Genomic DNA, 25532 nt, shown 5'->3' on the forward strand with positions numbered 1-25532 from the left:
CATGGACGCCAGCAAATTCAATCCCGATTATTTCAACAGCTTCGGCAAGGGCACGCTGCCGGACCATCTGGGCATCGTCATCACTTCCGTCAAGGAAGGCGAGATCGTGGCCGAGTTCGATGTCACCGGCAATCACCTGGCACCCAACGGTTTTCTGCACGCCGGTAGCGTGGTCACGCTGGCCGACACCGCCTGTGGCTACGCTTGCTTCTCGCATCTGCCCGATGGCGCGCAGAACTTCACCACCATCGAATTGAAATCCAATCACCTCGGCACCGCGCGCGAAGGCACGGTGCAGGCCACCGCATCGCTGGTGCACGCCGGCCGCACCACGCAGGTGTGGGACGCCACCGTCATCAACAAAGCCACTGGCAAAACAATAGCGTTGTTCAGATGCACGCAGATGATCCTTTACCCCAAGTAATCTGATAAATTCGCAGTAACGCCGAGCCCCCGCTGAATTCTCTTTATCGTTTTTCACAAGGACGTATATGAAAAAATTCATCAAGCTGGTTGGCTGTGGCCTGCTGCTGGTTTCCTCGCTGGCGCTGGCCCAAACTCCGTACACCGAGGACTCCACTTATCGCGGCCTGGGCGGTAAGGAAGGTATCAAGAAGATCGTCGATACCTTCATCGTGCTGATCACCACCGATCCGCGCATCAAGGATAGCTTCACCGATTTCGACATGGAGCAGCTCAATGCGCGACTGCAGGAGCAGTTCTGCGAGTTCGCTGGCGGCCCCTGCAAGTACACCGGCAAATATCACGACAAGGCGATGGAAGGCGTTGGCCCGGTGCGCGACATGAAGACCGTGCACCAGGATCTGAAGATCACCAACGCCATGTTCAACGCGCTGACCGAAGACTTGCAGATCGCGCTGGAACGGCATGATGTGCCGAGCAGCATATCCAACAAGCTGGTCGCCAAGCTGGCGCCCATGCAGCGCGACATCGTCACCAAATAAATCCGCCAGGAGCACAGCATGAAGAAGATCATCCCGGCCGTGATGGCCGTATTGGCGTGCGCCGGCGTGTGCGCACAGGACATGGGCAAGCTGCTGGCCACCGGCGGTGTGTCGCAGGTGGAAGGCGCGGGTGGCGGCGGCATCACGCCGTGGGCGCTGATTACCAGCTATGGCTCGCGCGACAGTTGGGGCGCGAATGCGCACTACACCTATGTCGGCACTCAGGATTACAAGCTCAATGCCTACGGCGTCGCGGTCGGCATCCAGGACCGGCTGGAGTTGTCGCTGGCGCGGCAGCAGTTCGAAGGCAGCCTGGCGCCGCTGGACAAGCTGGACATCAAGCAGGACATCCTCGGCCTCAAATACAAAGTGCTGGGCGATGCGGTGTATGAACAGGATTCGTGGGTACCGCAGGTGGCGGTCGGCATTCTGTACAAGCGCAACAAGGGCATTCGCGGGCTGGAGGCGCTGGGCGTCACCAACGTCAAGCAACTGGGTGCCAAGGATGATCATGGCTATGACTACTACGTGTCGGCCACCAAGATTTATCTCGAATACAGCCTGCTGCTGAACGCGACGCTGCGCGCCACCCGCGCCAACCAGATGGGTATTCTCGGCTTTGGCGGCGACAAGAACGACAGTACGCGGCTGATGCCGGAAGTGTCGGCGGCCTACCTGATCAACCGCAAGCTGGCGATCGGGGCCGAGTACCGCCGCAAGCCGCACAACCTCAGCGTGGATGAGGAGAAGGCGTATTACGACGCCTTCCTCGCCTGGTTCCCGACCCGTAATTTCTCGGTGACTGCGGCCTATGCCAACCTGGGCGACATCACCATCTTCAATCCGAAGAAGCAGAAGGGCTTGTACCTGTCGCTGCAGGCTGGCTTCTAGTAGGTTTTGTAGGGCAGGAATTTGCCGCTGAGGACCACCTGTACGCGGTCGCCCTTGGGATCGGCTTCACGCTGGATATCCATCGAGAAGTCGATCGCGCTCATGATGCCGTCGCCGAATTCCTCGTGGATCAGTTCCTTGATGGTGCTGCCGTAGACGCTGACGATTTCGTACCAGCGATAGATCAGCGGATCGGTCGGCACGGCGGTTGGCAGCGAGCCTTTGTAGGGCACGATCTGCAGCCAGGCGGTTTCTTCATCGGTGAGACCGAACAGTTCGCGTGCCTTGTCGGCCTGTTCGCGGTTGAAGGTCATCTGGCCGAGCAGCGCGGCGGTCGTCCATTCCTTGCTCTGGCCGAATTCCGTGGCCAGATCGGTCCAGCGCAGACCCTTGGCGACTTTGACCGAGATGATTTTTTGCGTGACTTGATTGCGATCCATGGTGGCTTCCCTGTGAGTTGAAGGAAGCCAGAGTCATGCAAGTGGCGTGCCAATCGGCTTTGATCAGCCTTTCAGCGAATCGGCCAGCAGCTGGTGCAGCGCCGGGAAGTCGGGCTCGCCCAGGTAGCGTTTGAGGATTTTGCCGTCCTTGCCGATGACAAAGGTGGTCGGCGTCATCGCCACGTTGCCGTAGGCTTTGGCGGCCGAGCCGTCGACGTCCAGCGCCACCTTGAATGGCAGCTGGCGGGTTTCGGCGTAGTTGACCACGTAGTTGGGCGGATCGTAATTCATCGCCACGGCGACGAATTCCAGGCCCTGGTCCTTGAACTTGTTGTAGGTCTCGACCATCTTCGGCATCTCGCCTACGCAAGTGGTGCACGAGGTGGCCCAGAAGTTGACCATCACCACCTTGCCCTTCAGGCTCTCGGGCGTGATCTTGTCGCCCTTGATGCTGAGGAAGGTCAGCTGCGGCGCCACCTCGCGCTTGGCGACGGCGGCGTAGGCGCCAAAGCCGACGGCGGCAATCACCACAGCGGCGATCACCGGTTTGATCCAGGCGCGAGATGAGGTGCTCATGAGTTGCTCGGTGCAGGGGCGTGGGCGGGTTTCGGCTGGTAGCTCTTCCACTCTTCTTCAGAGATGTACTCGAACACCTTGACCACTTTCATCACGCCGCTGACGCCACGGGCGATGTCGGCACCGATCTGGCCTTCGCGCTGGGTCACGCGACCCTGCAGGTAGACCACGCCACGCTCGGTGGTGACCTGGTAGGAGTTGGCCGAGATATCCTTGGCGTCGACCAGGCTGGCCTTGACCTTGGTGGTGATGATGGTGTCGCTGGAGCGCGAGGTGTAGCTCGACGGGCCGGCGATTTCCAGTTCGTTGATGACGTCCACCACGCCTTCGATGCTGCGCAGCTCGCGCTCGACGGCGGCCTTCATGGCCTCGTCGCGCACTTCGCCGGTGACCAGCGCGCGGCGGTTGAAGCTGTTGATGTTGGTGTGGCCGGCATCGCCAGTCACGTTGTTGGCCTTGATCTGGCCCTTGACCTCGATCGCACGGTCTTCGGTCTGGGCGCCGAAGGTGCGACGGTCGGTGGCCGCCAGCGTTCCGGAAACCGCACCGCCCGCAACGAATGCGACGCAGCCGGACAGCGACGCCAGCATGGCACCGCACAGCACGCTCATCGCCAGCGGACGTTGTACCTTGTTCCAGATTACGCTGGATTTACTCATTCACATCTCCTCCGAACAGGGCGACGTCGATACCGTCGCAAATGCAATGGATGGTGACCAGGTGAACTTCCTGGATACGCGCGGTGCGGTCGTGCGGCACGCAAATATGGACATCGGCGTCGGTCAGCATCTTGCCGATGGCGCCGCCGCCCTTGCCGGTCAGTGCCACCACACGCATCTCGCGCTCCAGCGCCGCTTCAATCGCCGCCATCACGTTGCCGGAATTGCCCGAGGTCGAGAACGCCAGCAGGATGTCGCCGGCCTGGCCGAACGCTTGCACCTGCTTGGAGAAGATCTCGCGGTAGCTGTAATCGTTGGCCACCGCAGTCAGGATCGAGGTGTCGGTGGTCAGCGCGATCGCCGGCAGCGGGAAACGCTCGCGCTCGAAGCGGCCGACCAGCTCGGCAGCGAAGTGCTGGGCGTCGGCAGCCGAACCGCCATTCCCGCACACCAGGATTTTATTGCCGTTGGACAACGCCGAGAACATCATCTCGATCGCCTGCGCAATGTGCGGGGCGAGGACGGTGGCGGATTGAATTTTGAGTTCGGCACTTTCGTGGAAGTGCGAGAGGATGCGTTGATTAGTCATAGTGTGCTGATTATAGTGCAGTCGTCCGGTAGACTGGACAAGCGCTGTTAAAAATGCTTACATCTCCAGTACATTTTGTATCCACGACAACTTTTCTTCGTCGATGGCAACCAGATCAAAACGGCACGGTGGCGGCAGCGGATGGCGTAGCAGGTAATATTGCGCGGCCCGCAACAGCCGTTGTTGCTTGGCCGGCGTCACGCTGTAGACCGCGCCGCCGAACCTGCGGCTGGCGCGCCGCCGCACTTCCACAAACACCAGCGTCGGCCCTTCCAGCATGATGAGATCGATCTCGCCGGCCTTGCACAGAAAGTTGCGCGTCACCAGCGTCAGGCCGTAGGCTTCGAGATGGGCTAGCGCCCGGTCCTCGCCCAGTCTGCCCTGCCGCTGCTGTGGCGTGCGCGGCATGGCTGCCTCATGGGTTCAGCGGCTGCGGCGCGCCGTTCTGATAGACCGCCGATTGTTCGACGCGTTCAAAGCGCGCCGGACCCTGGCCGAAATCGACGCTCAGCTTGCCGGTCACGCCGTCCAGCTGGAAGCGGCCGACCGGATGACGGCCGATTTCGCGCGCCACGCGGAAGGCGTCGATGCCCAGCGCGTACAGGCGCGCCATGTCGGCGCTGCCGGGGCCGTTGACGGTGGAACGCGGATAAACCATCACCGCCGGATGATCGCGCTGCACCTGCCATGGCAGATCCAGCAGCCGCACGCCGCTCAGATCCTGGGTTGGGAAACCGCTGTCGCGGCCGGGATTCAGTGCCGAGGTGCCGTAGATCGGCAGATTACTGAATTGCTCGGTCGGTGCTGGCGCTTGTTGTGGCAGCGCGTCGGCGGTGCTGAAGATAGGATTGGTCGGCTCGCTGGTCAGCACGCTGCCGAGCGCGATGCGCAGCTGGCGGGTCTGGTCGGCGCCCATGGCCGAGAACAGCAGCGCCGGCAACTGCTGGCGCAGCTGGGCGCGCAGCTGCACCAGTTCCGGATCGCTCAGATAGCCGTCCGGCGCGCTCAGCTCGATGGTGCGCACGGCGCGGCCGGTGCGCTGCCACTGGCCGGCGAACGCGGCCGCGACGCGGCGCTGCCAGGCCGAGCTGGTGGTCAGCACCAGCGCCCCGCCCTCGGGCTGCTCACTGGCGGCCCAGTTGGCGGCCTGGCGTGCTTCCTCCTCGATCGACAGGCCGATCGCCAGCAGTTGCGGCGGCAGCGGCGCGGCGCCCGGCTGGCCGTAGCCCTCCGGATAATTCAGCGCAATGGTGGGCTTGCTGACCAGCGCGCTGGCGGCGATGGTCGCCACCGCCGGGCGCGACAGCGGGCCGACCACGATATCCTCGCTTTGCAGCGCGCGCGCGTAGGCCGCCAGGATATCCTGCGGCACATCGCCGGTTTCCAGCACGGTGACGGTGATATTGTCGCGGTCGCGCTCCCAGCCTGCCATGAAACCGGCGCGCACCGCGTCGGCGGCGCTGCCCAGCGTGGTCGAGCGCAGCGGCAGCAGCAGGCCGATGCGGATCGGGCTGGTGGATGGCTGTGCGGCTTCGTCGACGGCGCGGGTGACTGGCGGCGGTTCGGCGCGCGGCGGCAGCTGGCTGCGGTCCTCGTCGGTGGTGGCGCCGGACAAGGTAACGGCAAAAGTCTCGGCCGGTGGCAGCGCCGGTTCGGGTGGCGGCTTCGGCAGCGGCTTGGGCTGAACCACCGGGACGGGCGGCGGGCTTGTTTTTGCGGGCTGGGGCGAGCACAATCCACCCGGCGCGTCGCAAAACGGCGTGCTGCATGCACTCAGCACTGCGGCAGCCATGCACAGCAGCGTCAACCTCACACTTTTCATCCTACCCCCAATGAGCGACCTCGTATCCAGTTCCATCGCCAGCCTGCCCGTCCTGGGCGAAACGGCGCACCAGACCTATCCTAGCGCAACCTTGTACGTCGTGGCGACCCCCATAGGCAATGTGACGGATATTAGCCTGCGGGCGTTGCACGTTTTGAGCTTGGTCAATGCTGTGGCATGCGAGGACACGCGCAACACCGCCACCTTGATGAATCGTTTCGGCCTGCACAAGCCGTTGATTGCCGCGCATCAGCACAATGAGCGTGAGGCGGCGGAAACCTTGATTGCCCGTTTGCAGGCCGGCGAGCGCATCGCGCTGGTGTCGGATGCCGGCACGCCGGCGGTGTCCGATCCGGGCGCGCGGATCGTCGACGCGGTGCGGGCGGCGGGCTTGCGGGTGCTGCCGCTGCCGGGCGCGTCGGCGGTGGTGACGGCGCTGTCGGCCAGCGGGCTGGTCAACGATCAGTTCTACTTTGTCGGCTTCCTGCCGGCCAAGGCCAAGCAGCGCGAGAATTTCCTCGCCACGCTGGGCGCGGTCACCGCCACCATGGTGTTTTACGAAGCGCCGCACCGCATTCTGGACTGCGCCAGCGCGCTGGCCGCCGCTTTCGAGCCGACCCGGCAAGTGGTGTTTGCGCGCGAGCTGACCAAGATGTTCGAGGAAATCCACCGTTGCCCGCTGTCCGAGGCGGCGGAGTGGATCAAGGCCGATGGCCACCGTGAGAAAGGCGAATTCGTGGTGCTGCTGGAAGGCGCCGCCCCGGCCGATGACGATAACGACGCCGAGACCGACCGCATTCTGCGCGTGTTGCTGGCCGAGTTGCCAGTCAAGCAAGCCGCCGGACTGGCGGCGCAGATCACCGGCCGCAAGAAAAACGCGCTGTACGACCGCGCCTTGCAGCTCAAGGATTAAAACTTGCAGTGCTTGTCGAGCGCCCAGATCAGCGGCGCCAGCAGGCCGGCGCCCGCCCCGGCTTGCAGACAATCGTATTTCTTGGCGCTGGCCACGCCCTTCTGCAACTGGGTCTGATGATCTTCCGGATACAGTGGATGCGCATCCAGCTGCGCCGCCAGCGTGCCCGGCGCCGCCTTGTCCTTGGCCACTGAGCGCGCGATTTTCAGCGCCTCATCCATATTGAATTTTTTCGGCTGCTGGTCGGGATACAGCGGATCTGGCGCCGGCGTGGCCGCCAGCGTTTCCGCCGGCTGGGCCGGTTGCGGCTGCACTGCGGCCGTGACTGCGGCCGGCGCTGGCTTGCTACGCGTTGGCGTGGCGGTTTTGGCGGGCGGCGGCGGCTCGGCCTTGGCCAGCTGTGGTGGCAGTTTGACCGGCTTGGGTGGCTGCAGCCACACCGTCATGCTGCGCTGTGCGGGCACCTGCGCGGGCGGACTGGACAGTCGATAGCCAAACAACAATACCGCGTGCAACAGCAGCGACACGCCGATGCCTGCCACGATGCCTGGACGACGCGTCCGGGACGGCGGATTGAATGTAATTAAGGCACTCATAGGTTTTAGATAATACACCGAAACGATATCGGCACTTGACGACCTGCCGGGCAGGCTGTATTATCTTGCTTCTTCGGAGTGTAGCGCAGCCCGGTAGCGCATCTGGTTTGGGACCAGAGGGTCCAAGGTTCGAATCCTTGTACTCCGACCAAAATCTAAAACCCTGTTTGACGGCAACGTCAAACAGGGTTTTTTCATTTCTAAAACTCCCCGTATTAGGCGCGTTTGGCGGCGATGGCGTTGCCGGCGCGGCTGGCGCTCTTGCGGCCGAGGAATTGCGAGATGTATTGGCCGGCGTCGACGACGATGTCGAGGTCGATGCCGGTCTCGATGCCGAGCCCTTGCATCAGGTACAGCACGTCTTCGGTGGCGATGTTGCCGGTGGCGCCTTTGGCGTACGGGCAGCCGCCCAGCCCCGCCACCGACGAGTGGTAAATCGAAATCCCCAACTCCAGGCTGGCGTAGATGTTGGCCAGCGCCTGGCCGTAGGTGTCGTGGAAGTGGCCGGACAGGCCATCGACGCGGAACTGGCCGATGGCGCGTTCCATCACCGCCTGCGTCTTGCGCGGCGTGGCGACGCCGATGGTGTCGGCGATGTCGATTTCGTCGCAGCCCAGGTCGCGCATGCGCGCCACCACGTCGGCCACGGCGTCCAGCGGCACCTCGCCCTGATACGGGCAGCCGAAGGCGCAGCTGATGCTGCCGCGCAGGCGGATGCCCTTCTCTTTCGCCGCCCGCGCCACGCCTTCAAAGCGCGCGATCGATTCGGCGATCGAGCAGTTGATGTTCTTTTGCGAGAAGGCTTCCGAGGCGGAGCCGAAGATCACCACTTCATCGGCGCGCGCGGCCAGCGCCGCTTCGAAGCCTTGCATATTCGGCGTCAGCGCGGAATAGATCACGCCCGGCTTGCGCGTGATGGCGGCCATGACGTCGGCGCTGGTGGCCATCTGCGGCACCCATTTCGGCGACACGAAGGCGGCCGCTTCGATGTTCTGGAAGCCGGCGCTGGTGAGGCGATTCACCAGTTCAGTCTTCACTTCAGCCGGGACGTTTTCCTTTTCATTCTGCAGGCCGTCGCGCGGGCCGACTTCAACGATTTTGACTTGTTTCGGTAAGCTGTTCATTTCAATATCCCAGTGTGCGGTCGACCGTGCCGGCAACCTGTTCGCCGGCTTCGGTCTTGCGGATGTTGGCGGCGATCTGCTGCACGCTTTCGCGGCGCAGCGTCAGCGCGGAGATGTGCGGTGTGATGGTGATACGCGGCTCTTGCCAGAACGGGTGCTGCGCCGGCAGCGGTTCGTTGCGGAACACGTCCAGCGTGGCGGCGGCGATGTGGCCGGACTTAATTAGCGTGAGCAGGTCCGGCTCCGCGATGTGCGAACCGCGCGCGACGTTGATGATGTAGGAGCCTTGCGGCAGCTTGCACATATTGGTGCGGTCCATGATGTTGCTGGTCTCCGGCGTCAGCGGCAGCAGGCAAACCAGCACGCGCGAGCCGCGCAGGAAGGTGTCCAGGCCATCGGCACCGGTGAAGGTCTGCACGCCGGGCAGGCTTTTTTCAGTGCGGCTCCAGCCACGCAGCGGGAAGCCGAATGGCGCCAGCGTCTCCAGCACGCGCGTGCCCAGCACACCCAGGCCCAACACGCCGATCGAGAAGTCTTCCTTGTGATGCTGCGGCAGCGGCGTCCACTGGCCGGCGCGCGCCTGCGCTTCGTATTCGTCGAAACGGCGGAAGTAGCGCAGCACGGAATGGGCGACATATTCGGCCATCTGCACCGCCATGCCGGCATCTTCGAGGCGAATGATGGGGATGTGGTGCGGTAGCGCGTCACCGAACTTGAGCAGCGCGTCGACGCCGGCGCCGGTGACGAAGATGGCTTTAACGGTGCCCAGCTCCGGCAGCATGGCTTCGGGCGGCGACCACACCACGGCGTAGTCGCAGGCCTGGCATTGTTCGCCGGCGTGCCAGATTTCGATTTCGGCCTCGGGCAGGTATTTGGCGAAGTCCTTGATCCACGGTTCGGTTTTGCCGTCGGCCCGGTGTAGCAGTATGCGCATGGGGTTCTCCTTACGCTGCCTTGAAGGCCAGCAGTGGTGCGCCGTCGCTAACCTGGTCGCCTACGCTGTACAGGATGTCGTCGACGATGCCGTCGTGCGGGGCGGCGATGGTGTGCTCCATTTTCATCGCTTCCATGATGACCAGGGCGGCGCCTTTTTTCACTTCCTGTCCTTTGGCGGCGAGGACGGCGACCACTTTGCCTGGCATCGGCGCGGTGAGGCGGCCACCTTCGGCTTCGGTTTCGCCGGCGTGTGCCATCGGGTCGTTCCAGGTCAGCTGGTAGTGGGCGCCGTTGCTGAAGATGTGGAAGGTGTCGCCGTCGCGCAGTACGGTGCCGTGGGCGCTCTGGTCGCCGAGCTGGATGTGGTAGCTGTCGCCGTCGTGCGCGCGCAGCGTCAGGGTTTGCGGCGCGGCGCTGCTGGCGCTGAACAGCCAGTCTTCAGGGCGATACGTTACGTGCGTGTCGTAGGCGGTGTGTTCGTCGCTGAAGGCGAGCTTGCGGGCGTAGGACTGGTTCAGACGCCAGCCGCGTGTTTGATGCCACGGGTCGGAGACGGGTGATGATTCGGCGCTCAGCAGCGCGGCGGCGGCCAGGGCGAGCGCGCCGGTGGGCGCTGGCTGCGCGGGTGGGAACAGGCTGTCGTGGTTACGTTCGATCAGACCAGTATCCAGATCGGCGCTGGCGAAAGCCTGGCCTTCGATCAGCCGTTTCAGGAAGGCGACGTTGGTGCTCAGGCCGACGATCTGATACTGCGCCAGCGCTTGCGCCATGCGGGCCAATGCCTGCTTGCGATCCGCGCCCCAGACGATCAGTTTGGCGATCATCGGATCGTAGAACGGCGAGATGGCATCGCCGGCGCGTACGCCGGAGTCGATGCGAACCGGCGCCGGCGCGGCTGCGGCGTGTCCGGCCTCGCGGTGGCCGGTATCGGCCGCAGTGCGTGCGCCGACGAGGGCTGCGGCCATGCCGCCCAACTCAAACGCCACCGCATCCGGCGTGCCGAGATGGCGCAGCGTGCCGATCGACGGCAGGAAGCCCTTTTCCGGATTCTCGGCGTAGATACGCGCCTCGATAGCGTGGCCGTGGGTGGCCAGTTCATGCTGCTGCTTCGGCAGCGGCTCGCCAGCCGCCACGCGTAGCTGCCATTCCACCAGATCGGTCCCGGTAATCATTTCGGTGACCGGATGTTCAACTTGTAGGCGGGTGTTCATCTCCATGAAATAGAACGTGCCGTCCTGATTGGCGATGAACTCCACCGTGCCGGCGCCGACATAACCAACGGCGCGCGCGGCGGCCACCGCCGCCTCGCCCATCGCCGCGCGGCGTTCGGCCGGCATGCCCGGTGCCGGTGCTTCTTCCAGCACTTTCTGGTGACGTCGCTGCACCGAGCAATCGCGCTCGAACAGATAGATGCAATTGCCGAGCGTATCGGCAAACACCTGAATTTCAATGTGACGCGGACGCTGGAGGTATTTCTCCGCCAGCACCTTGTCGTCCCCAAAAGAACTGATCGCCTCGCGCTTGCAGGACGCCAGCGCGTCCTTGAACTGCGTCGAGTTCTCCACCACACGCATGCCCTTGCCGCCGCCACCGGCCGATGCTTTCAGCAACACCGGATAGCCGATGCGGTCGGCCTGCGTGTGCAGAAAGTCCGCGTCCTGCTGGTCGCCGTGATAGCCCGGTACCAGTGGTACATTGGCCTTTTCCATCAATTGCTTGGCGGCCGACTTGGAACCCATGGCGCGCATGGCCGATGCCGGCGGCCCAATGAATACAAGCCCCGCTTCCGCGCAGGCGTCCGCAAACTCCGCGTTCTCCGACAGGAAGCCGTAGCCGGGATGGATCGCTTGCGCGCCAGTGGCCTTGGCGGCGGCAATGATCTTGTCGCCGCACAGGTAGCTCTCCTTGGCGGCGGCGGGGCCGATCAGCACCGCTTCATCGCATACCGCGACATGCTTTGCGCCCGCGTCGGCCTCGGAGTAAACGGCCACGGTTTTGATGCCCATGCGGCGCGCGGTAGCGGCCACACGGCAGGCGATTTCACCACGATTGGCGATCAGAATTTTGGTAAACATCTGTCTCTCTCTTTGCAGCTTATGGCTGGAAGTTTTTTTATGGTGATGCTTGAAGCGAGGCTGTCAGATTAGCAGCCGCACTTTTCCTTCTGTACCGATTCCAGCACGGCGCCGCGCGTGCGCAGGCCCAGCTTTTCCAGCAGCGCGCGGTCGTCGTTGGCTTCCGGATTATCGGTGGTCAGCAGTTTGTCGCCGTAGAAGATCGAATTGGCGCCGGCCATGAAGCACATCGCCTGAATCGCTTCACCCAGCTCGCGGCGGCCAGCCGACAGACGCACGCGCGCCTTCGGCATGGTGATGCGCGCCACCGCGATGGTACGCACGAATTCAAACGGGTCCAGTGGATCGAGGCCATGCAGCGGCGTGCCTTCCACCTGCACCAGGTGGTTGATCGGCACCGATTCCGGATACGGATTCAGATTCGCCAGCTGCGCGATCAGGCCAGCGCGCTGGTCACGCGTCTCGCCCATGCCGACGATGCCGCCGCAGCAGATTTTCAAACCGGCTTCGCGCACGTGGCCCAGCGTATCCAGACGATCCTGATACTGACGGGTCGAAATCACGTTGTCGTAGAACTCGGGCGCGGTATCCAGATTGTGGTTGTAATAGTCCAGGCCCGCATCCTTCAGGCGCTGCGCCTGGTGCTCTTCCAGCATGCCCAGCGTGGCGCAGGTTTCCAGGCCCAGTGCTTTCACCGAGCGCACCATCTCTTCGACCTTGTCCATGTCGCGGTCTTTCGGGCTACGCCAGGCGGCGCCCATGCAGAAGCGGGTGGCGCCGTTGTCCTTGGCCTGCTTGGCCGCGTCCAGCACGGTGTCGATGTCGAGGATCTTCTTGGCTTCGACGCCGGTGTCGTAGCGCGCGGCCTGCGGGCAGTAGCCGCAATCCTCTTCGCAGCCGCCGGTTTTAATCGACAGCAGCGTGGCCAGTTCGACGTCGCCATCCGGGAAGTTGGCGCGATTGATTTGCTGGGCCTTGAACATCAGGTCATTGAACGGCAGCTCAAACAGCGCCAGCACTTCTTCGCGCGGCCAGGTGGCGGCGGCAGGCTGGATCGGCGCCGTTGGGCGGTGCAGGGAAACGACTTTCGGTTCCTGGAGGGTAGTTTCAGACATCGGTTTTCCTTCTTCGTTCAAATAGTGTTTTGCAGCGGCCAGTTGGGCAGCTGCGTAAAATCGATATAGTCGGCGGCCGCTTCGGCGGTCGGCTGTTCCAAGCGCGGCACGCGGCCCAGATACGGCGCGGGAATGCGCTGCTCCAGCGCGATCACGTTTTCATCGGCGAACGCCATGTCGTCCTGCGTCTCATTGGCGACCCAGCCGGCCAGCGTGAGGCCGCGCGCGAGGATAGCTTCCACCGTCAGCAGCGCGTGGCTGATGCAGCCGAGCCGCAGGCCGACCACCAGCACCACCGGCAACGCCAGTTGTTCGGCCAGGTCGGCGGTATCGAAGTCGTCGTTCAGCGGCACGCGGAAACCGCCCACGCCTTCCACCACCACCGCGTCCGAGGCGGCGTTGATTTCAACATAGGCCGCGAGGATAGGCACCGGCGAAATGGTGATGCCTTCCAGCTCGGCGGCGATGTGCGGCGCGGCCGGTTCCTTCAGCAGGAACGGCGTGGTGATCGACTGCAGCAGGTTCACATTGCCGGCGGCGGCCAGACGGTCGCAGTCGTCATTGTGCCACTGACCGTCGGCACCCAGTTCGGTGCCGGCCGCCACCGGCTTCATGCCGCAGGCGCGCACGCCGCTTTGCACCAGCGCGTACAGTATGGCGGAGGAAATCAGCGTTTTGCCGATTTCGGTATCGGTGCCGGTGACGAAGCAGTTGAAGCGCGGCGGCATGCCCGCGCCTTCCGTTGCCGTCGCCGGCTCGATTTGTGGAGCGACTGCCATCACAGGATCGTCCAAACTCATCTCAATTCCTTTCCAATGCATTGAGCGCCGCTATCAAGCTGGCGACTTCCTGGCTGGTGTGGCCGGCCGACAGCGTGACGCGCAAGCGCGCAGTCCCCGCCGCAACCGTCGGCGGGCGGATCGCGCCCACCCACAGTCCCTGCTCGTACAGGGCGGCGCCGGCGCGCATGGTTTCAGCATTATCGCCGATCACGATCGGCTGGATCGCGGTTCTGGAGGGCAGGCGCTGCCAGCGCTCCAGGCGCAGGCCATCGTCTAATTGTGCCACCAAAGCCTGCAAGTGGGCGCGCCGGCTGGCGCCTTCCTCGCCTTCCAGCAGATCCAGGCTGGCCAGCAGGGCGTGCGCCAGCGCCGGCGGCGTGGCGGTGGTGAAAATGTACGGGCGTGCTTTCTGGATCAGGGTTTCGATCACGGCTTCGTGCGCGGCGACGAATGCACCGCCGACGCCGGCCGCTTTGCCCAGGGTGCCCATGTAGACCAGATACGGTGAACGCAGCTGGAAGTGTTCCAGCGCGCCGTGACCACGCTCGCCCAGCGCGCCGAAGCCGTGGGCGTCGTCCACCACCAGCCAGGCGTTGTGCTGTTCGCACAGTGCCAGCAGCTGCGGCAGCGGCGCCAGGTTGCCGTCCATGCTGAATACGCTGTCGGTGACAACCACTTTGGTAGCGGCCTTGCTGGCCTTGAGCAGGGTTTCCAGCGCCGCCAGGTCGGCATGCGGGTAGACGTGGGCCTTGACCCGCGCCAGTCGCACGCCGTCGATCAGCGAGGCGTGGTTGAGTTCTTCCGAGAAGATCTCGGCTTCTTTGTCGCCGGCGGTGAGGCCGGTGATGACGGCCAGGTTGGCCATGTAGCCGGTGCAGAAGCTGATCGCGCGCGGCGCTTCCAGATGGTCACCGACGAATTGCACCAGCCGTTCTTCCAGCATGGCGTGGGCGCGGCCATGGCCGCTGATCAGATGCGAGGCGCCGCTGCCGACGCCGTACATTGCCGCGCCTTCCTGCAGCGCGAGCTTGATCTTGCGGTGGTTGGCCAGGCCGAGGTAGTCGTTGCTGCAGAAGGCCAGCAGTTCGCGGCCGTCGACGCTGACGCGCGGGCCGCACGGCGAGTCGACGGTGCGGCGCTTGCGAATCAGCTGCTGGTCTTCCAGCGCATGCAGCTGCTGTTGCAGTCGGTTGAGCAGTTCCATCGTCAGCCCGCCATGACTTTGTTGAACACGGCCAGCGTGTTGGCGGCCAGGCCGTCGATTTCCTCGTCGCTGAGGATATACGGCGGCATCATGTAGACGGTGGAGCCGATGGGGCGCATCAGCAGTTCGTGTTCGGTGGCGGTGGCGAAGAAGCGGCGCGAGAAGTCCTTGGGCGCGTCGATGGCGTCGAAGGCCCAGATCATGCCGCGCTGGCGGAAGTTGCGCACTTGCTGGTGCTGCGCCAGCGGTTGCAGCGCCTGCGTCAGGCGCGCGGCTTTGACGCGGTTGGCGTTGAGGATGTCGTCCTCTTCGAAGATCTGCAGCGTGGCCAGCGCGGCGCGGCAGGCCAGCGGGTTGCCGGTGTACGAATGCGAGTGCAGGAAGCCGCGCGTGACATCGTTGCTGTAGAACGCCTGATAGATTTCGTCGCGCGTCATCACCAGCGACAGTGGCAGGTAGCCGCCGCTGATGCCTTTCGACAGGCACAGGAAGTCCGGCCATACGCCGGCCTGTTCGCAGGCGAAGAAGGTACCGGTGCGGCCGCAGCCGACCGCGATTTCGTCCAGGATCAGGTGGACGTTATGCTGGTCGCACAGCGCGCGTACCAGTTGCAGGTAAAGCGGATCGTGCATCGCCATGCCGGTGGCGCATTGCACCAGCGGTTCGATGATGATGGCGGCGATCTTGTCGCCACGTTCGATGAACAGGCGCTCGACATCGGCGGCGGCGCGGCGGGCCACGTCTTGCGCGGTTTCGCCTTCAGCGGCGGCGCGCGCGTCCGGCGACATCACGGTTTGCGAGGCGCGCAGCAGCGGGCCGTAGGCGTCCTTGAACAGCGCGACGTCGGTGACGGCCAGCGCGCCGATGGTCTCGCCGTGGTAGCTGCCTTTGAGGCAGACGAATTCCTGCTTGTCGGCGTGGCCGTTGTTGCGCCACGAGTGGAAGCTCATCTTGAGCGCGATTTCTACGGCGGAGGCGCCGTCACTGGCGTAGAAGCTGTGACCCAGCACATGGCCGGTCAGCGCCGACAGTTTTTCCGACAGCTCGATCACCGGTTCGTGCGTGAAGCCGGCCAGCATCGCGTGTTCCAGCGTATCCAGCTGGTCTTTCAACGCGGCGTTGATGCGCGGGTTGGCGTGGCCGAACAGATTCACCCACCAGGAGCTGATCGCGTCCAGGTAGCGGCGGCCTTCATGGTCGTACAGCCATGCGCCCTTGCCCCGGCTGACCGGGATCAGCGGGATGGTTTCGTGATGCTGCATCTGGGTGCACGGATGCCATACGCTGCGCAGACTACGCGCGACCCAGTCGCTTTGTTTATTCAGTTCCAAAACTGCTCCATTAATTCAACCAGGCGGGCTTCCTCTTTTCAAGGAAGGAAGCCACGCCTTCGCGCCCCTGGTCGGAGGCGCGGATTTGCGCGATGCGTTCGGCCGTATCGGCCAGCAGCGCATCGCTCACTGCTTGCCCGCTCACTTCGCGCACCAGCGTTTTGGCTTGCTGCACGGCGTGCGGGCTGTTGTTGACCAGTGTTTTCACTATCTCCGCCACCTTCGCATCCAGCGCGTCGGCGGCAACCACTTCGTGGGCGAAGCCGATGCGCAGCGCTTCCCGCGCGCCGAAACGTTCGGCGGTGAGGAAGTAGCGGCGCGCGGCATTTTCGCCCATGGCCTTGATGACGTACGGCGAGATCGTCGCCGGGATCAGGCCGAGCTTCACTTCGCTCAGGCAGAACTGCGCCTCGTCCACCGCGACGATGATGTCGCACGCGGCCACCAGGCCCATGCCGCCGGCATAGCAATCGCCCTGCACCTTGGCCACCACCGGCTTGGGACACAGGTAGATCGCGCGCAGCATCTCCGCCAGTTGCAGCGCGTCGGCATGGTTTTCGGCGTGCGTGTAGCCCGCCATTTTTTTCATCCAGTTTAAATCGGCGCCGGCGCAAAAGGCCGGACCGTTCGCCGCCAGCACAATCGCGCGCAGCGCGGCATCTTCGCCCAGTTCACTGAAGGCTTGCTTAATCTCGCTGATGCTGGTTTCGTTGAAGGCGTTGCGCACGTCCGGGCGGTTCAGCGTGACGGTGGCGACATGATCTTCGTGCGTGATGGTCAAAGTCGTATAGCTCATCATCGCCCCTTACATGCGGAACACGCCGAAGCGTGTGTCTTCGATTTCCGCATTCAGCGCGGCGGACAGGCCGAGGCCCAGCACCATGCGCGTATCGGCCGGATCGATAATGCCATCGTCCCACAGTCGCGCACTGGCGTAGTAGGGGTGGCCCTGATGTTCGTACTGCTCCTTGATCGGCTGCTTGAACGCCGCCTCCTCTTCCGCAGACCATGCGCCACCCTTGGCTTCGATGCCATCGCGCTTGACGGTGGCCAGCACGCTCGCGGCCTGGTCGCCGCCCATCACCGAGATGCGCGCGTTAGGCCACATCCACAGGAAGCGTGGCGAGAAGGCGCGGCCGCACATGCCGTAGTTACCGGCGCCGAAGCTGCCGCCGATGATAACGGTGAACTTGGGCACCGCCGCCGTGGCAACCGCCGTCACCATCTTGGCGCCGTTGCGGGCGATGCCTTCATTTTCGTATTTGCGGCCGACCATGAAGCCGGTGATATTTTGCAGGAACACCAGCGGGATCTTGCGCTGCGCGCACAGCTCGATGAAGTGCGTGCCCTTCAGCGCCGATTCGGAGAACAGGATGCCGTTGTTGGCGATGATACCGACCTTCATACCGAAGATATGCGCAAAGCCGCACACCAGCGTGGTGCCGTAACGCGCCTTGAATTCATCGAACTCGCTGCCGTCGACGATGCGGGCGATCACTTCGCGCACGTCGAAAGGCTTGCGGGTATCGACCGGGATCACGCCATACAGTTCCGAGGCATCGTACTTGGGCGCGGTGGCCTCGCGCAACGCGCCCTGCTGCGGCTTGGTGCGGTTCAAATTGGAGACGATGGTGCGCGCCAGCGACAGCGCGTGCAGATCGTTCTGCGCCAGATGATCGGCCACGCCGGACAGGCGTGTGTGGACATCGCCGCCGCCCAGGTCTTCCGCCGTCACCACCTCGCCGGTGGCGGCCTTCACCAGCGGCGGGCCGCCGAGAAAAATCGTGCCCTGTTCCTTGACGATGATGGATTCGTCGCTCATCGCCGGTACATAGGCGCCGCCGGCGGTGCAAGACCCCATCACCACCGCGATCTGCGGGATGCCCTTGGCCGACAGGTTGGCCTGGTTGAAGAAGATGCGGCCGAAGTGATCGCGATCAGGGAATACATCGTCCTGATTCGGCAGATTGGCGCCGCCGGAATCCACCAGGTAGATGCAGGGCAGATTATTCTGATCGGCGATTTCCTGCGCGCGCAGGTGCTTCTTCACGGTGATCGGATAGTAGGTGCCGCCCTTGACGGTGGCGTCGTTACAGACGATCACACACTCCTGCCCGGCCACGCGGCCGATGCCGGTGATGATGCCGGCGGCCGGCGCCGCATCGTCGTACATGCCATAGGCGGCCAACTGCGACAGTTCGAGGAAAGGCGTGCCGGGATCGAGCAGCATCTGCACGCGGTCGCGCGGCAGCAGTTTGCCGCGCGCCACGTGCTTGGCCGAGGCCGCTTCGCCGCCACCCTGGGCGAGCTGCGCCACCGTGGCGCGCAGGTCGTCGACAATGGTTTGCATGGCGGCGGCGTTGGCCTTGAAATCCTCGCTACGAGGGTTGAGCTTGCTTTCGATCTGCGGCATGGTGTTTCCTTTTTTAGGCTCTATTCTGGAAAACTACCGTCAACGTAAAACCAGCGCAGGTCTCCTCCTTCTGCCGGTTCGCGTACAAAGTTGCTAATCTCGTGCAGGCGCTGCGCCCGGCCATTGATCTTGAACCGGGCGACAAACTCCACCGTGTCCTGGGTCAGGTCGGCTTCATCTGCTTTACGTTGACGTAAACGTAAAGCAGATTTTACCTCAAGTCCCAGCCATTGCACCTTTTCCTCGTCGCTCATGATGGGCTCGGTTGGACGGGTGCTGGCGTGCCAGGTGGCCAGCAGATAGGGCTCGTTGCGCTGGCCGTAGGCCGTATAGCGCGAGCGCATCAGTGCCTCGGCGCTCTGCGGGATGGCGTCGCCGGCGATGTAGGGGCCGCAGCAAGTGGCAAGCGCGGGGCCGCCGCAAGGGCAGCCAGTGGGCGCGGTGGACTTCTTGGACATGGTTGAAAACAGTCTGATCTGTTGGTGCGAACCCCGCATTATCCGCCAAATATGCGCGCTCCGCCGGGTGTGGAGTTATGCTACATGTATAAATATTGTTAGTCCGCATCGCGTACAGCGCACACGTTTACCTCAGCGCTATTACACTACGGGGTGTGAGGAGAAATGAATGAGCCAGACCAGTGTTGAATTCAAAGCGGATGACAACGACAGTTCGCCGCTGTACATGCAAATTGCCCGCAAATTGAGCGATGATGTGCTCAATGGCCGCTATCAAGTGGATCAGGCGCTGCCGTCCGAACGGACCTTGTCGGAACTGTTAAACGTTTCGCGGGTTACCGCACGCAAGGCGATCGACCAGCTGGTGGACCAGGGATTGGTGGTGCGGCGTCGCGGTTCGGGCAATTACATCGCGCCGCGCATCGAACAGCCGCTGTCCAACCTCACCAGTTTTTCCGAGCAATTGCAGCAGCGCGGCCACATTCCGGGCTCGCGCTGGCTCAAGCGGGCGATTGTGACGCCAACCCCCGAGGAACAGCTGAGCCTGGGCCTGTCGCCGTATTCCAAGGTGGCGCGGCTGGAGCGGCTGCGGCTGGCCGATGACGTGGTGATGGCGTATGAAGTATCGGTGCTGCCGCAGACGGTGCTGAACGATCCGAACGCGGTGGGCAACTCGCTGTACCAGTATCTGGAAGGCATCAACAAAGCGCCGGCGCGCGCGCTGCAACACATTCGCGCCATGAACGCCTCGGCCGAGCTGGCCAAGCAGCTGGGCGTGCCGGAGGGGCAGGCGCTGCTGTACATCACCCGCGTCGCCTATCTGGAATCGGGCGAAGCGATGGAACTGACCCATTCGTATTGCCATAGCGACCATTACGACTTCGTTGCGGAGATGCGCCGCGCCACCTAACGCCTATGCTCAAGACCGAGACGCCGAGTACGCAGCATACCCAGCTGGACCTCTACCCGGTGGAGGACTTGGTCCGGGCTTTGGTCGACGACCAGGCATTGGCGGCGCAGGCAGTGAAAGCGGCCTCGGCCGAGATCACTGCGGCGGTGGTGGCGATGGCGCCGCGCATCGCGGCTGGCGGACGGCTGATCTACGTCGGCGCCGGCACCTCCGGGCGGCTAGGCATCCTCGACAGCGTCGAACTCTATCCCACCTTTTCCTGGCCCGCCGAGCGGGCGCTGGCCTTGCTGGCAGGCGGACTGGGCGCGATGTTCCAGGCGGTGGAAGGCGCCGAAGACAAGCGCGAGCAAGGCGCGGCCGAGCTGACGGCACTGGCGCCGACGGCCAACGACGTGGCGCTGCTGGTAGCCGCGTCCGGCACCACACCCTACGTGCTGGGCGCTCTAGAGGCGGCACGCGTGGCAGGCGCCCTGACGGTCGGCATCGCCAACAACCCGCGCACGCCGCTGGTGAACGAAGCCGAGATCGGCATCTGCCTGGACACCGGGCCGGAAGTCATCTCCGGCAGCACGCGGCTAAAAGCCGGCACCGCCCAAAAAATCGTCCTGAACACCTTGTCGAGCGCGTTAATGGTGCGGCTACACAAAGTCTACGGCAACCTGATGGTCGACCTGCACGCCACCAACGCCAAGCTGACCGAACGGGCCTTACGCCTGACCATGCACGCCACCGGTGTTGAAGCCGACACCGCGCGCCAGGCGCTGGAGCAATGCCAGTACCAAGTCAAAACCGCCATCGTCATGCTGCTGAAACAACAAACCGCCCCCCAAGCCCAAGCCCTGCTGGACCGCCACACCGGCAACGTCCGCGCCGCCCTCCAATAAAACTCCGGGGTCAGGTCCATCATTTCTACACGACCTGAGCCGTTTGACGCTGTTACAGTTGAGCTTGTGTAGAAATGACGGACCTGACCCCGGAGTTGGTATGCGAGAAGGTAGTGCCTGGGCCTGGGTGCCTAGTGTGTCGTTTAGTGCCGGTGTGCCGTATGTGGCGGTGATGATGTTGTCGACGGTGATGTATAAGAACCTCGGCATCTCGAATGCCGATCTGGCGTTTTATACGGCCTGGCTGTATCTGCCTTGGGTGGTGAAGCCGTTGTGGTCGCCTATCGTGGAGCTGGTCGGTACCAAGCGGCGCTGGATTGTGTTGTTGCAGCTGGTCTGCGGCGCCGGCCTGGCGGCGGTGGCGCTGACGCTGCACGCGTCGGATTTCTTCCGCTGGACCTTGCTTATTTTCTGGCTGATGGCGTTTGCTTCGGCCACTCAGGATATCGCTACCGATGGCTTTTATATGCTCGGTCTGCCCACCCAGCATCAGCAGGCGGCGTTTGTCGGTGTGCGCAGTACGTTTTATAAGCTGGCGATGATTGCCGGTCAGGGCGGGCTGGTGTATCTCGCCGGTGAGCTGATCAAGTCGACCGGCGATCCGGTTCACGCCTGGTCGATGGTGTTTGCGTTGATGGCTGTGGTGTTTTTGCTGCTGTGTGGCTGGCATCAGTTCATTTTGCCGCGGCCGGACTCGGACCGTACCCACAACGCGGGCGGTGCGCTGTGGCGCGATTTTGTCTATACCTTCGTCAGCTTTTTCCAGAAGAAGGATATCGTGGTCACGCTCGGCTTTTTGCTGCTGTACCGGCTCGGCGAGGCGCAGCTGCTGAAGATGGCGGCGCCGTTTCTGCTCGATCCGCGCGACAAGGGTGGCCTTGGTCTCACGACTTCGGATTTCGGCCTGGTCTACGGCACCATCGGTGTCTGTGCGTTGCTGGCCGGCGGATTAGTGGGTGGTGTGGTGGTGTCGCGCTTCGGCCTGAAGCGGGCGCTGATGCCGATGGTGTTCATCATGCACGTGCCGGATCTGGTGTTTGTCTATCTGGCCACGGCGCTGCCGGAGCATTTGACGACCATCGCGCTGTGCTTGGCGGTGGAACAGTTCGGTTATGGTTTCGGCTTTGCCGCTTTCCTGCTGTACATGGTGCTGGTGGCCGATGGTCCGCACAAGACCGCGCACTATGCGATGTGTACTGGTTTCATGGCCCTCGGCATGATGTTGCCGGGCATGGTCAGCGGCTGGATTCAGCAGCAGCTCGGCTATCAACACTTTTTCGTCTGGGCCTGCATCTCGACGCTGCCGGCGTTTGCGATGGCGGCGCGGGTGCGGATTCCGGCGGATTTCGGCCGCTGAGCCATTACAATACGTGCTCTACTGATTCGGAGAGTGGTTGTGGTGTTTAATGCGAAGAAGCGGCTGACCCTGTCGGCCGGTTTGGCGGCTGGTGTGGCGGCGCTGCTGGAAGGTTGTTCGAGTACGCCGATCCCGACCACGCCGGAATCTGGCACGTCGCCCGCGCGACCGCCGGAGCCATCGGCGCGGCCGCAGCCTGGCGCGCCCGTGGTGGCGGCCGATCCGCAGACACCGCCGCCGGCACCGCGTGAGTTCCGCGCCGCCTGGGTGTCCACCGTGGCCAATATCGATTGGCCCAGCCGCAGCAATCTGAGTACGGCCAAGCAGCAGGCCGAAGCCCTCGCCATTCTCGACCGCGCCCGCGCGCTGAATCTGAATGCCATCGTGCTGCAGGTCCGCCCCAGCGCCGATGCGATTTATCCGTCCGAGCTGGAGCCGTGGTCGGAATTCCTCACTGGCCAGCAGGGACGCGCGCCGGCGCAGCCGTGGGACCCGCTGCAGTTCTGGATCGAGCAGGCGCACGCGCGCGGACTGGAGCTGCATGCCTGGTTCAATCCCTATCGCGCGCGTCATGCCACCGCCAAGACGCCGCTGGCCGTCAGCCATATCGGCCGCAAGTTGCCGGAGGTGGTCAAGCCTTACGGCCGCTATCTGTGGATGGACCCTGGCGAAGCCGCCGCCTCGCAGCACACGCTGGACGTGGTGCTGGATGTGGTACGCCGCTATGACATCGATGGCGTGCATATCGACGATTACTTCTATCCCTATCCGATCGATACGCCGAATGCGGCCGGGCCGGAAGGCGTGGCGCTGGATGCCAGCAGCAGCGGCGGTCCACGCCAGGAGCTGGAGTTCCCGGACCAGCCATCGTGGCAGCGCTATCTGCTGGAAGGCGGCACGCTGGATCGCGCCCACTGGCGGCGTCAGAACGTCAATTCGCTGATCGAGGCGATGTATCTCGGCATCCGCAAGGAGAAGTCGTGGGTGCGCTTCGGTATCAGCCCGTTCGGCATCGGCCGTCCGGACCGCCGCCCGGCCGGCATCGTCGGCTTCAGCCAGTACGATAAGCTGTATGCGGACGCGGAGCTGTGGCTGGCCAATGGCTGGCTGGATTATCTGGCTCCGCAGTTGTATTGGCCGGTGGCGCAGGCGCCGCAAGCTTTCGATGTGCTGCTCGATTACTGGCTGGCGCAGAACACGCGCGCGCGCCATGTGTGGCCTGGCTTGTACACCAGCCGCATCGACAACAGCATCAAGGCGTTCGCGCCGGAGGAAATCGTCAAGCAGATCGGTGTCACGCGCAGCCGCAATGGCGTGCGTGGCCACCTGCACTTCTCCATCGCGGCACTGATGGAGAACCGCAAGGGCATTACCGATCAGCTGAAGACGCAGGCTTACCAGACCGCCGCGCTGACGCCGTCCACGCCCTGGCTGGGTGCCGAAGCACCGGCCGCTCCGCAAGCGTCGGCACGACGCGAGAGCAATGGCGTGGCGCTGAAGCTGTCGGCCAGCGCCGGCAAGCCGGTGGCGCATTATGCGATCTGGTCGCGCTACGGCGCCGAGTGGCGCTTCGCGGTGGCGCCGGCTTCGCGTCCGGTGCTGCTGCTGGCCGACGACGCGGCGGGCGGCGCGGCGCAGCTGGTGGTGGTCAGCGCGGTGGACCGTTTGGGCAATGAGAGTGAGCGTATCAACGTTTATACACGGAGCTGATGATGAGCGGTCTCGGTCTGGGCATCGATGCAGGTGGCACGCAAACCCGTTGGGCGCTGGCCGATGCGGTGGGGGTGATTGTGGCCGAGGGCAGTGTGGCTGGCATGTCGGCCACGCAGCTGCTGAGCACCGCCGGACGCGATGCGGTGCGCGGCATTTTCGCCATGTTGGCGACGCAGGTGTGGGCGGCCGGTCAGCCGCAGCGCGTGTGCGCGGGCCTGACCGGTTCCGATGGTGCCGGGCCACAGGCCGCGCAGCTATTGGCGGAGGTGCTGAAGCTGCCGTCAACGGCGGTCGATCTGCGCAATGACGTGGCGATCGCTTATCTGGACAGCTTCAAGCCGGGCGAGGGCTATCTGGTGTACGCCGGTACCGGCTCGATCGCGGCGTGGATCGACGCCGATGGTCAGTTCCATCGCGCTGGCGGCCGTGGCGTGACGCTGGATGATGGCGGCGGCGGCTTCTGGATCGCGCGCGAAGCGATGCGCCACATCTGGCGCGCCGAGGATGAGCAACCGGGCGTGTGGCAGCAGTCGGCCATGGCGCGCGCGGTGTTTGCGCAGATCGGCGGCAGCGACTGGCCGTTGTCGCGCCAGTTCATTTATGGACAGGACCGTGGCGCCATCGGCCAGCTGGCCCTGGCGGTCGCCGCCAGTGCTGATACCGATCCGGTGGCGCGCTCCATTCTGGAGCAGGCTGGCCAAGAGCTGGCGCGTATCGGCATGGCGCTGGTGCGGCGCTATGGCGCGCGGCCGCTGGCGCTGGGCGGACGGGCGGCGCAGCTGCATCCCTTGATCGCGCAGAGCATGCGGACGGCGCTGCCGGCGGAATTGTCGCTGACGCAGCGTCACACGCTGGCGCACCACGCGGCGGCGCGGATTGCTCTACACTCTCATCATTGATCTTTACCGAGGCTGCTTATGAAGATTGTTCCCCTGCTCGCCGTGGCTGCCCTGATGGCAGGTTGTGCGTCGGTGTCGCCCGAAGGGCCGCGTCTTGATCATACGCTGACGGCGACGGCGCAGAGTGAGCGTATCAAGTACGTGATCGTGCATTACACGGTGAGTGATCTGCCGCGCTCCATCAAAACGCTGGCGCATGGCACGGAGGTCAGTTCGCACTATCTGCTGACCGATACCAATCCGCCGTTCTTCTACACGCTGGTGGATGAGAATCGTCAGTCGAATCACGCCGGCTACAGCAGCTGGAAGATTTACAACCAGCTCAATTCCGCGTCGATCGGCATCGAGATCGTCAATCCCGGCTTTACCGAGACACCTGCTGGCCGGGTGTATGCGCCGTTTCAGCAGGCGCAGATCGATCAGCTGATTGTGCTGTTGAAGGATATCGTCAAACGCCGCAATATCCCGTTCGGGAATATCCTCGGCCACAATGACATCGCGCCGCAGCGCAAGCAGGATCCGGGGCCGATGTTCCCTTGGAAGCAGCTGGCCGATGCGGGACTGATTCCGTGGCCGGAAGCGAGCCGCGTGGCGGCGCGTCTGCCGGGCTTCCAGCAGCAACTGCCGGAGGTGGCTTGGTTCCAGCGCAAGCTGGCGGAGGTGGGCTACGCGGTGCCACAGAACGGTGAGTTGGATCAGGCCACGCGCAATGTGATTTCGGTGTTCCAGACTAAGTATCGGCCGTCGCTGTACGATGGCACGCCGGACGCGGAAACGGCGGCGCAGCTGGATGTGCTGACCAGCCCCGTGCCGGTGCTGCCGGCCGCACCCGCTGCCCCCGCCACTCCGCCGCCAGCCGAGCCAGTAGACTCCAACTGAC

The 25532-nt window shown here is 63.8% G+C and carries 27 protein-coding genes and 1 tRNA gene; 11 read left to right on the forward strand and 17 right to left on the reverse strand.

Features of this window, described 5'->3' with window-relative positions:
- Position 1: 1 nt before the first annotated feature.
- The 3 genes from GJ699_RS09630 (at position 2) to GJ699_RS09640 (ending at position 1856) form a co-directional block, all read left to right on the forward strand.
- On the forward strand, positions 2-424 hold the full coding sequence (locus GJ699_RS09630; protein WP_154375510.1) for a PaaI family thioesterase: 423 nt from the start codon (positions 2-4) through the stop codon (positions 422-424).
- Positions 425-491: 67 nt separating this feature from the next.
- Positions 492-965 (forward strand): group I truncated hemoglobin, encoded by a 474-nt coding sequence (locus GJ699_RS09635; RefSeq protein ID WP_154375512.1) that lies wholly within the window; start codon positions 492-494, stop codon positions 963-965.
- Positions 966-983: 18 nt separating this feature from the next.
- Positions 984-1856, forward strand: coding sequence for a DUF3034 family protein (locus GJ699_RS09640; RefSeq protein ID WP_154375514.1), 873 nt, complete (start codon positions 984-986; stop codon positions 1854-1856).
- Here the strand turns inward: GJ699_RS09640 and cynS are convergent.
- The 6 genes from cynS to GJ699_RS09670 all read right to left on the reverse strand — a co-directional run bounded on the left by cynS (position 1853) and on the right by GJ699_RS09670 (position 5810).
- The gene (gene cynS, locus GJ699_RS09645) at positions 1853-2296 is read right to left on the reverse strand and encodes a cyanase (protein WP_154375516.1); all 444 of its coding nucleotides are present in this window, start codon (positions 2294-2296) and stop codon (positions 1853-1855) included. The genes GJ699_RS09640 and cynS overlap by 4 nt on opposite strands.
- 63 nt (positions 2297-2359) lie before the next feature.
- Complete coding sequence (locus GJ699_RS09650; RefSeq protein WP_154375518.1) at positions 2360-2872, reverse strand: peroxiredoxin family protein; 513 nt, start codon at positions 2870-2872, stop codon at positions 2360-2362.
- Positions 2869-3531 carry a BON domain-containing protein gene (locus tag GJ699_RS09655; protein WP_195763508.1) on the reverse strand — a complete coding sequence of 221 codons (663 nt, stop codon included), beginning with the start codon at positions 3529-3531 and terminating at the stop codon, positions 2869-2871. The genes GJ699_RS09650 and GJ699_RS09655 overlap by 4 nt, the downstream gene beginning before the upstream one ends.
- On the reverse strand, positions 3524-4120 hold the full coding sequence (locus GJ699_RS09660) for a phosphoheptose isomerase (protein ID WP_092280884.1): 597 nt from the start codon (positions 4118-4120) through the stop codon (positions 3524-3526). The genes GJ699_RS09655 and GJ699_RS09660 overlap by 8 nt, the downstream gene beginning before the upstream one ends.
- A 57-nt stretch (positions 4121-4177) precedes the next feature.
- Positions 4178-4528, reverse strand: coding sequence for a YraN family protein (locus GJ699_RS09665; RefSeq protein WP_154375520.1), 351 nt, complete (start codon positions 4526-4528; stop codon positions 4178-4180).
- A gap of 7 nt (positions 4529-4535) precedes the next feature.
- Positions 4536-5810 carry a penicillin-binding protein activator gene (locus GJ699_RS09670; protein WP_371867514.1) on the reverse strand — a complete coding sequence of 425 codons (1275 nt, stop codon included), beginning with the start codon at positions 5808-5810 and terminating at the stop codon, positions 4536-4538.
- A 142-nt stretch (positions 5811-5952) separates the two neighbouring features.
- On the opposite strand from GJ699_RS09670, the gene rsmI reads away from it, so the two are divergent.
- Positions 5953-6855 (forward strand): 16S rRNA (cytidine(1402)-2'-O)-methyltransferase, encoded by a 903-nt coding sequence (rsmI, locus tag GJ699_RS09675; protein ID WP_154375523.1) that lies wholly within the window; start codon positions 5953-5955, stop codon positions 6853-6855.
- Here rsmI and GJ699_RS09680 read toward each other — a convergent pair.
- Positions 6852-7451: a hypothetical protein gene (locus GJ699_RS09680; RefSeq protein ID WP_154375525.1), complete on the reverse strand. Its 600-nt coding sequence runs from the start codon at positions 7449-7451 to the stop codon at positions 6852-6854. The genes rsmI and GJ699_RS09680 overlap by 4 nt on opposite strands.
- Positions 7452-7525: 74 nt before the next feature.
- On the opposite strand from GJ699_RS09680, the gene GJ699_RS09685 reads away from it, so the two are divergent.
- Positions 7526-7602, forward strand: a tRNA-Pro gene (locus tag GJ699_RS09685).
- Between the two features lie 64 nt (positions 7603-7666).
- Here the strand turns inward: GJ699_RS09685 and GJ699_RS09690 are convergent.
- The 10 genes from GJ699_RS09690 to GJ699_RS09735 form a co-directional block, all read right to left on the reverse strand.
- Entirely contained in the window at positions 7667-8575 is a 909-nt protein-coding gene (locus GJ699_RS09690; RefSeq protein WP_154375527.1) for a hydroxymethylglutaryl-CoA lyase, read from the reverse strand.
- A gap of 1 nt (position 8576) precedes the next feature.
- Positions 8577-9509, reverse strand: a complete 933-nt coding sequence (locus tag GJ699_RS09695; protein ID WP_154375529.1) for a 2-hydroxyacid dehydrogenase — start codon at positions 9507-9509, stop codon at positions 8577-8579.
- A gap of 10 nt (positions 9510-9519) precedes the next feature.
- On the reverse strand, positions 9520-11586 hold the full coding sequence (locus GJ699_RS09700) for an acetyl-CoA carboxylase biotin carboxylase subunit (RefSeq protein ID WP_154375531.1): 2067 nt from the start codon (positions 11584-11586) through the stop codon (positions 9520-9522).
- Between the two features lie 68 nt (positions 11587-11654).
- Positions 11655-12701, reverse strand: coding sequence for a biotin synthase BioB (gene bioB / locus GJ699_RS09705; RefSeq protein WP_154375533.1), 1047 nt, complete (start codon positions 12699-12701; stop codon positions 11655-11657).
- Positions 12702-12718: 17 nt separating this feature from the next.
- The gene (bioD, locus tag GJ699_RS09710; RefSeq protein WP_154375535.1) at positions 12719-13501 is read right to left on the reverse strand and encodes a dethiobiotin synthase; all 783 of its coding nucleotides are present in this window, start codon (positions 13499-13501) and stop codon (positions 12719-12721) included.
- Between the two features lies 1 nt (position 13502).
- Positions 13503-14687 (reverse strand): 8-amino-7-oxononanoate synthase, encoded by a 1185-nt coding sequence (gene bioF, locus GJ699_RS09715; protein ID WP_154375538.1) that lies wholly within the window; start codon positions 14685-14687, stop codon positions 13503-13505.
- Positions 14688-14689: 2 nt separating this feature from the next.
- Complete coding sequence (bioA, locus tag GJ699_RS09720) at positions 14690-16018, reverse strand: adenosylmethionine--8-amino-7-oxononanoate transaminase (protein WP_154375540.1); 1329 nt, start codon at positions 16016-16018, stop codon at positions 14690-14692.
- A 10-nt stretch (positions 16019-16028) separates the two neighbouring features.
- Positions 16029-16814, reverse strand: coding sequence for an enoyl-CoA hydratase/isomerase family protein (locus GJ699_RS09725; protein WP_154375541.1), 786 nt, complete (start codon positions 16812-16814; stop codon positions 16029-16031).
- Between the two features lie 9 nt (positions 16815-16823).
- Complete coding sequence (locus GJ699_RS09730) at positions 16824-18431, reverse strand: carboxyl transferase domain-containing protein (RefSeq protein WP_154375543.1); 1608 nt, start codon at positions 18429-18431, stop codon at positions 16824-16826.
- 20 nt (positions 18432-18451) lie between these two features.
- Entirely contained in the window at positions 18452-18889 is a 438-nt protein-coding gene (locus tag GJ699_RS09735) for a YchJ family protein (protein WP_154375545.1), read from the reverse strand.
- A 169-nt stretch (positions 18890-19058) separates the two neighbouring features.
- Between GJ699_RS09735 and GJ699_RS09740 the strand changes: the two genes are divergently transcribed.
- The 6 genes from GJ699_RS09740 to GJ699_RS09765 all read left to right on the forward strand — a co-directional run bounded on the left by GJ699_RS09740 (position 19059) and on the right by GJ699_RS09765 (position 25531).
- Positions 19059-19799: a GntR family transcriptional regulator gene (locus tag GJ699_RS09740; protein ID WP_154375547.1), complete on the forward strand. Its 741-nt coding sequence runs from the start codon at positions 19059-19061 to the stop codon at positions 19797-19799.
- 5 nt (positions 19800-19804) lie between these two features.
- On the forward strand, positions 19805-20683 hold the full coding sequence (gene murQ, locus GJ699_RS09745) for an N-acetylmuramic acid 6-phosphate etherase (protein WP_154375549.1): 879 nt from the start codon (positions 19805-19807) through the stop codon (positions 20681-20683).
- A gap of 100 nt (positions 20684-20783) precedes the next feature.
- The gene (locus GJ699_RS09750; RefSeq protein ID WP_154375551.1) at positions 20784-22040 is read left to right on the forward strand and encodes an MFS transporter; all 1257 of its coding nucleotides are present in this window, start codon (positions 20784-20786) and stop codon (positions 22038-22040) included.
- Between the two features lie 33 nt (positions 22041-22073).
- A complete protein-coding gene (locus tag GJ699_RS09755; RefSeq protein ID WP_371867515.1) occupies positions 22074-23750 on the forward strand; it encodes a glycoside hydrolase family 10-like protein in 1677 nt (558 codons plus the stop codon).
- Between the two features lie 2 nt (positions 23751-23752).
- Positions 23753-24652: an N-acetylglucosamine kinase gene (locus GJ699_RS09760; protein ID WP_154375916.1), complete on the forward strand. Its 900-nt coding sequence runs from the start codon at positions 23753-23755 to the stop codon at positions 24650-24652.
- 18 nt (positions 24653-24670) lie between these two features.
- Positions 24671-25531: an N-acetylmuramoyl-L-alanine amidase gene (locus GJ699_RS09765; protein WP_154375553.1), complete on the forward strand. Its 861-nt coding sequence runs from the start codon at positions 24671-24673 to the stop codon at positions 25529-25531.
- The last annotated feature ends 1 nt before the right edge of the window (position 25532 follow it).

Source organism: Duganella guangzhouensis (assembly GCF_009674535.1).
In the GTDB taxonomy this organism is placed as follows: domain Bacteria; phylum Pseudomonadota; class Gammaproteobacteria; order Burkholderiales; family Burkholderiaceae_D; genus Rugamonas; species Rugamonas guangzhouensis.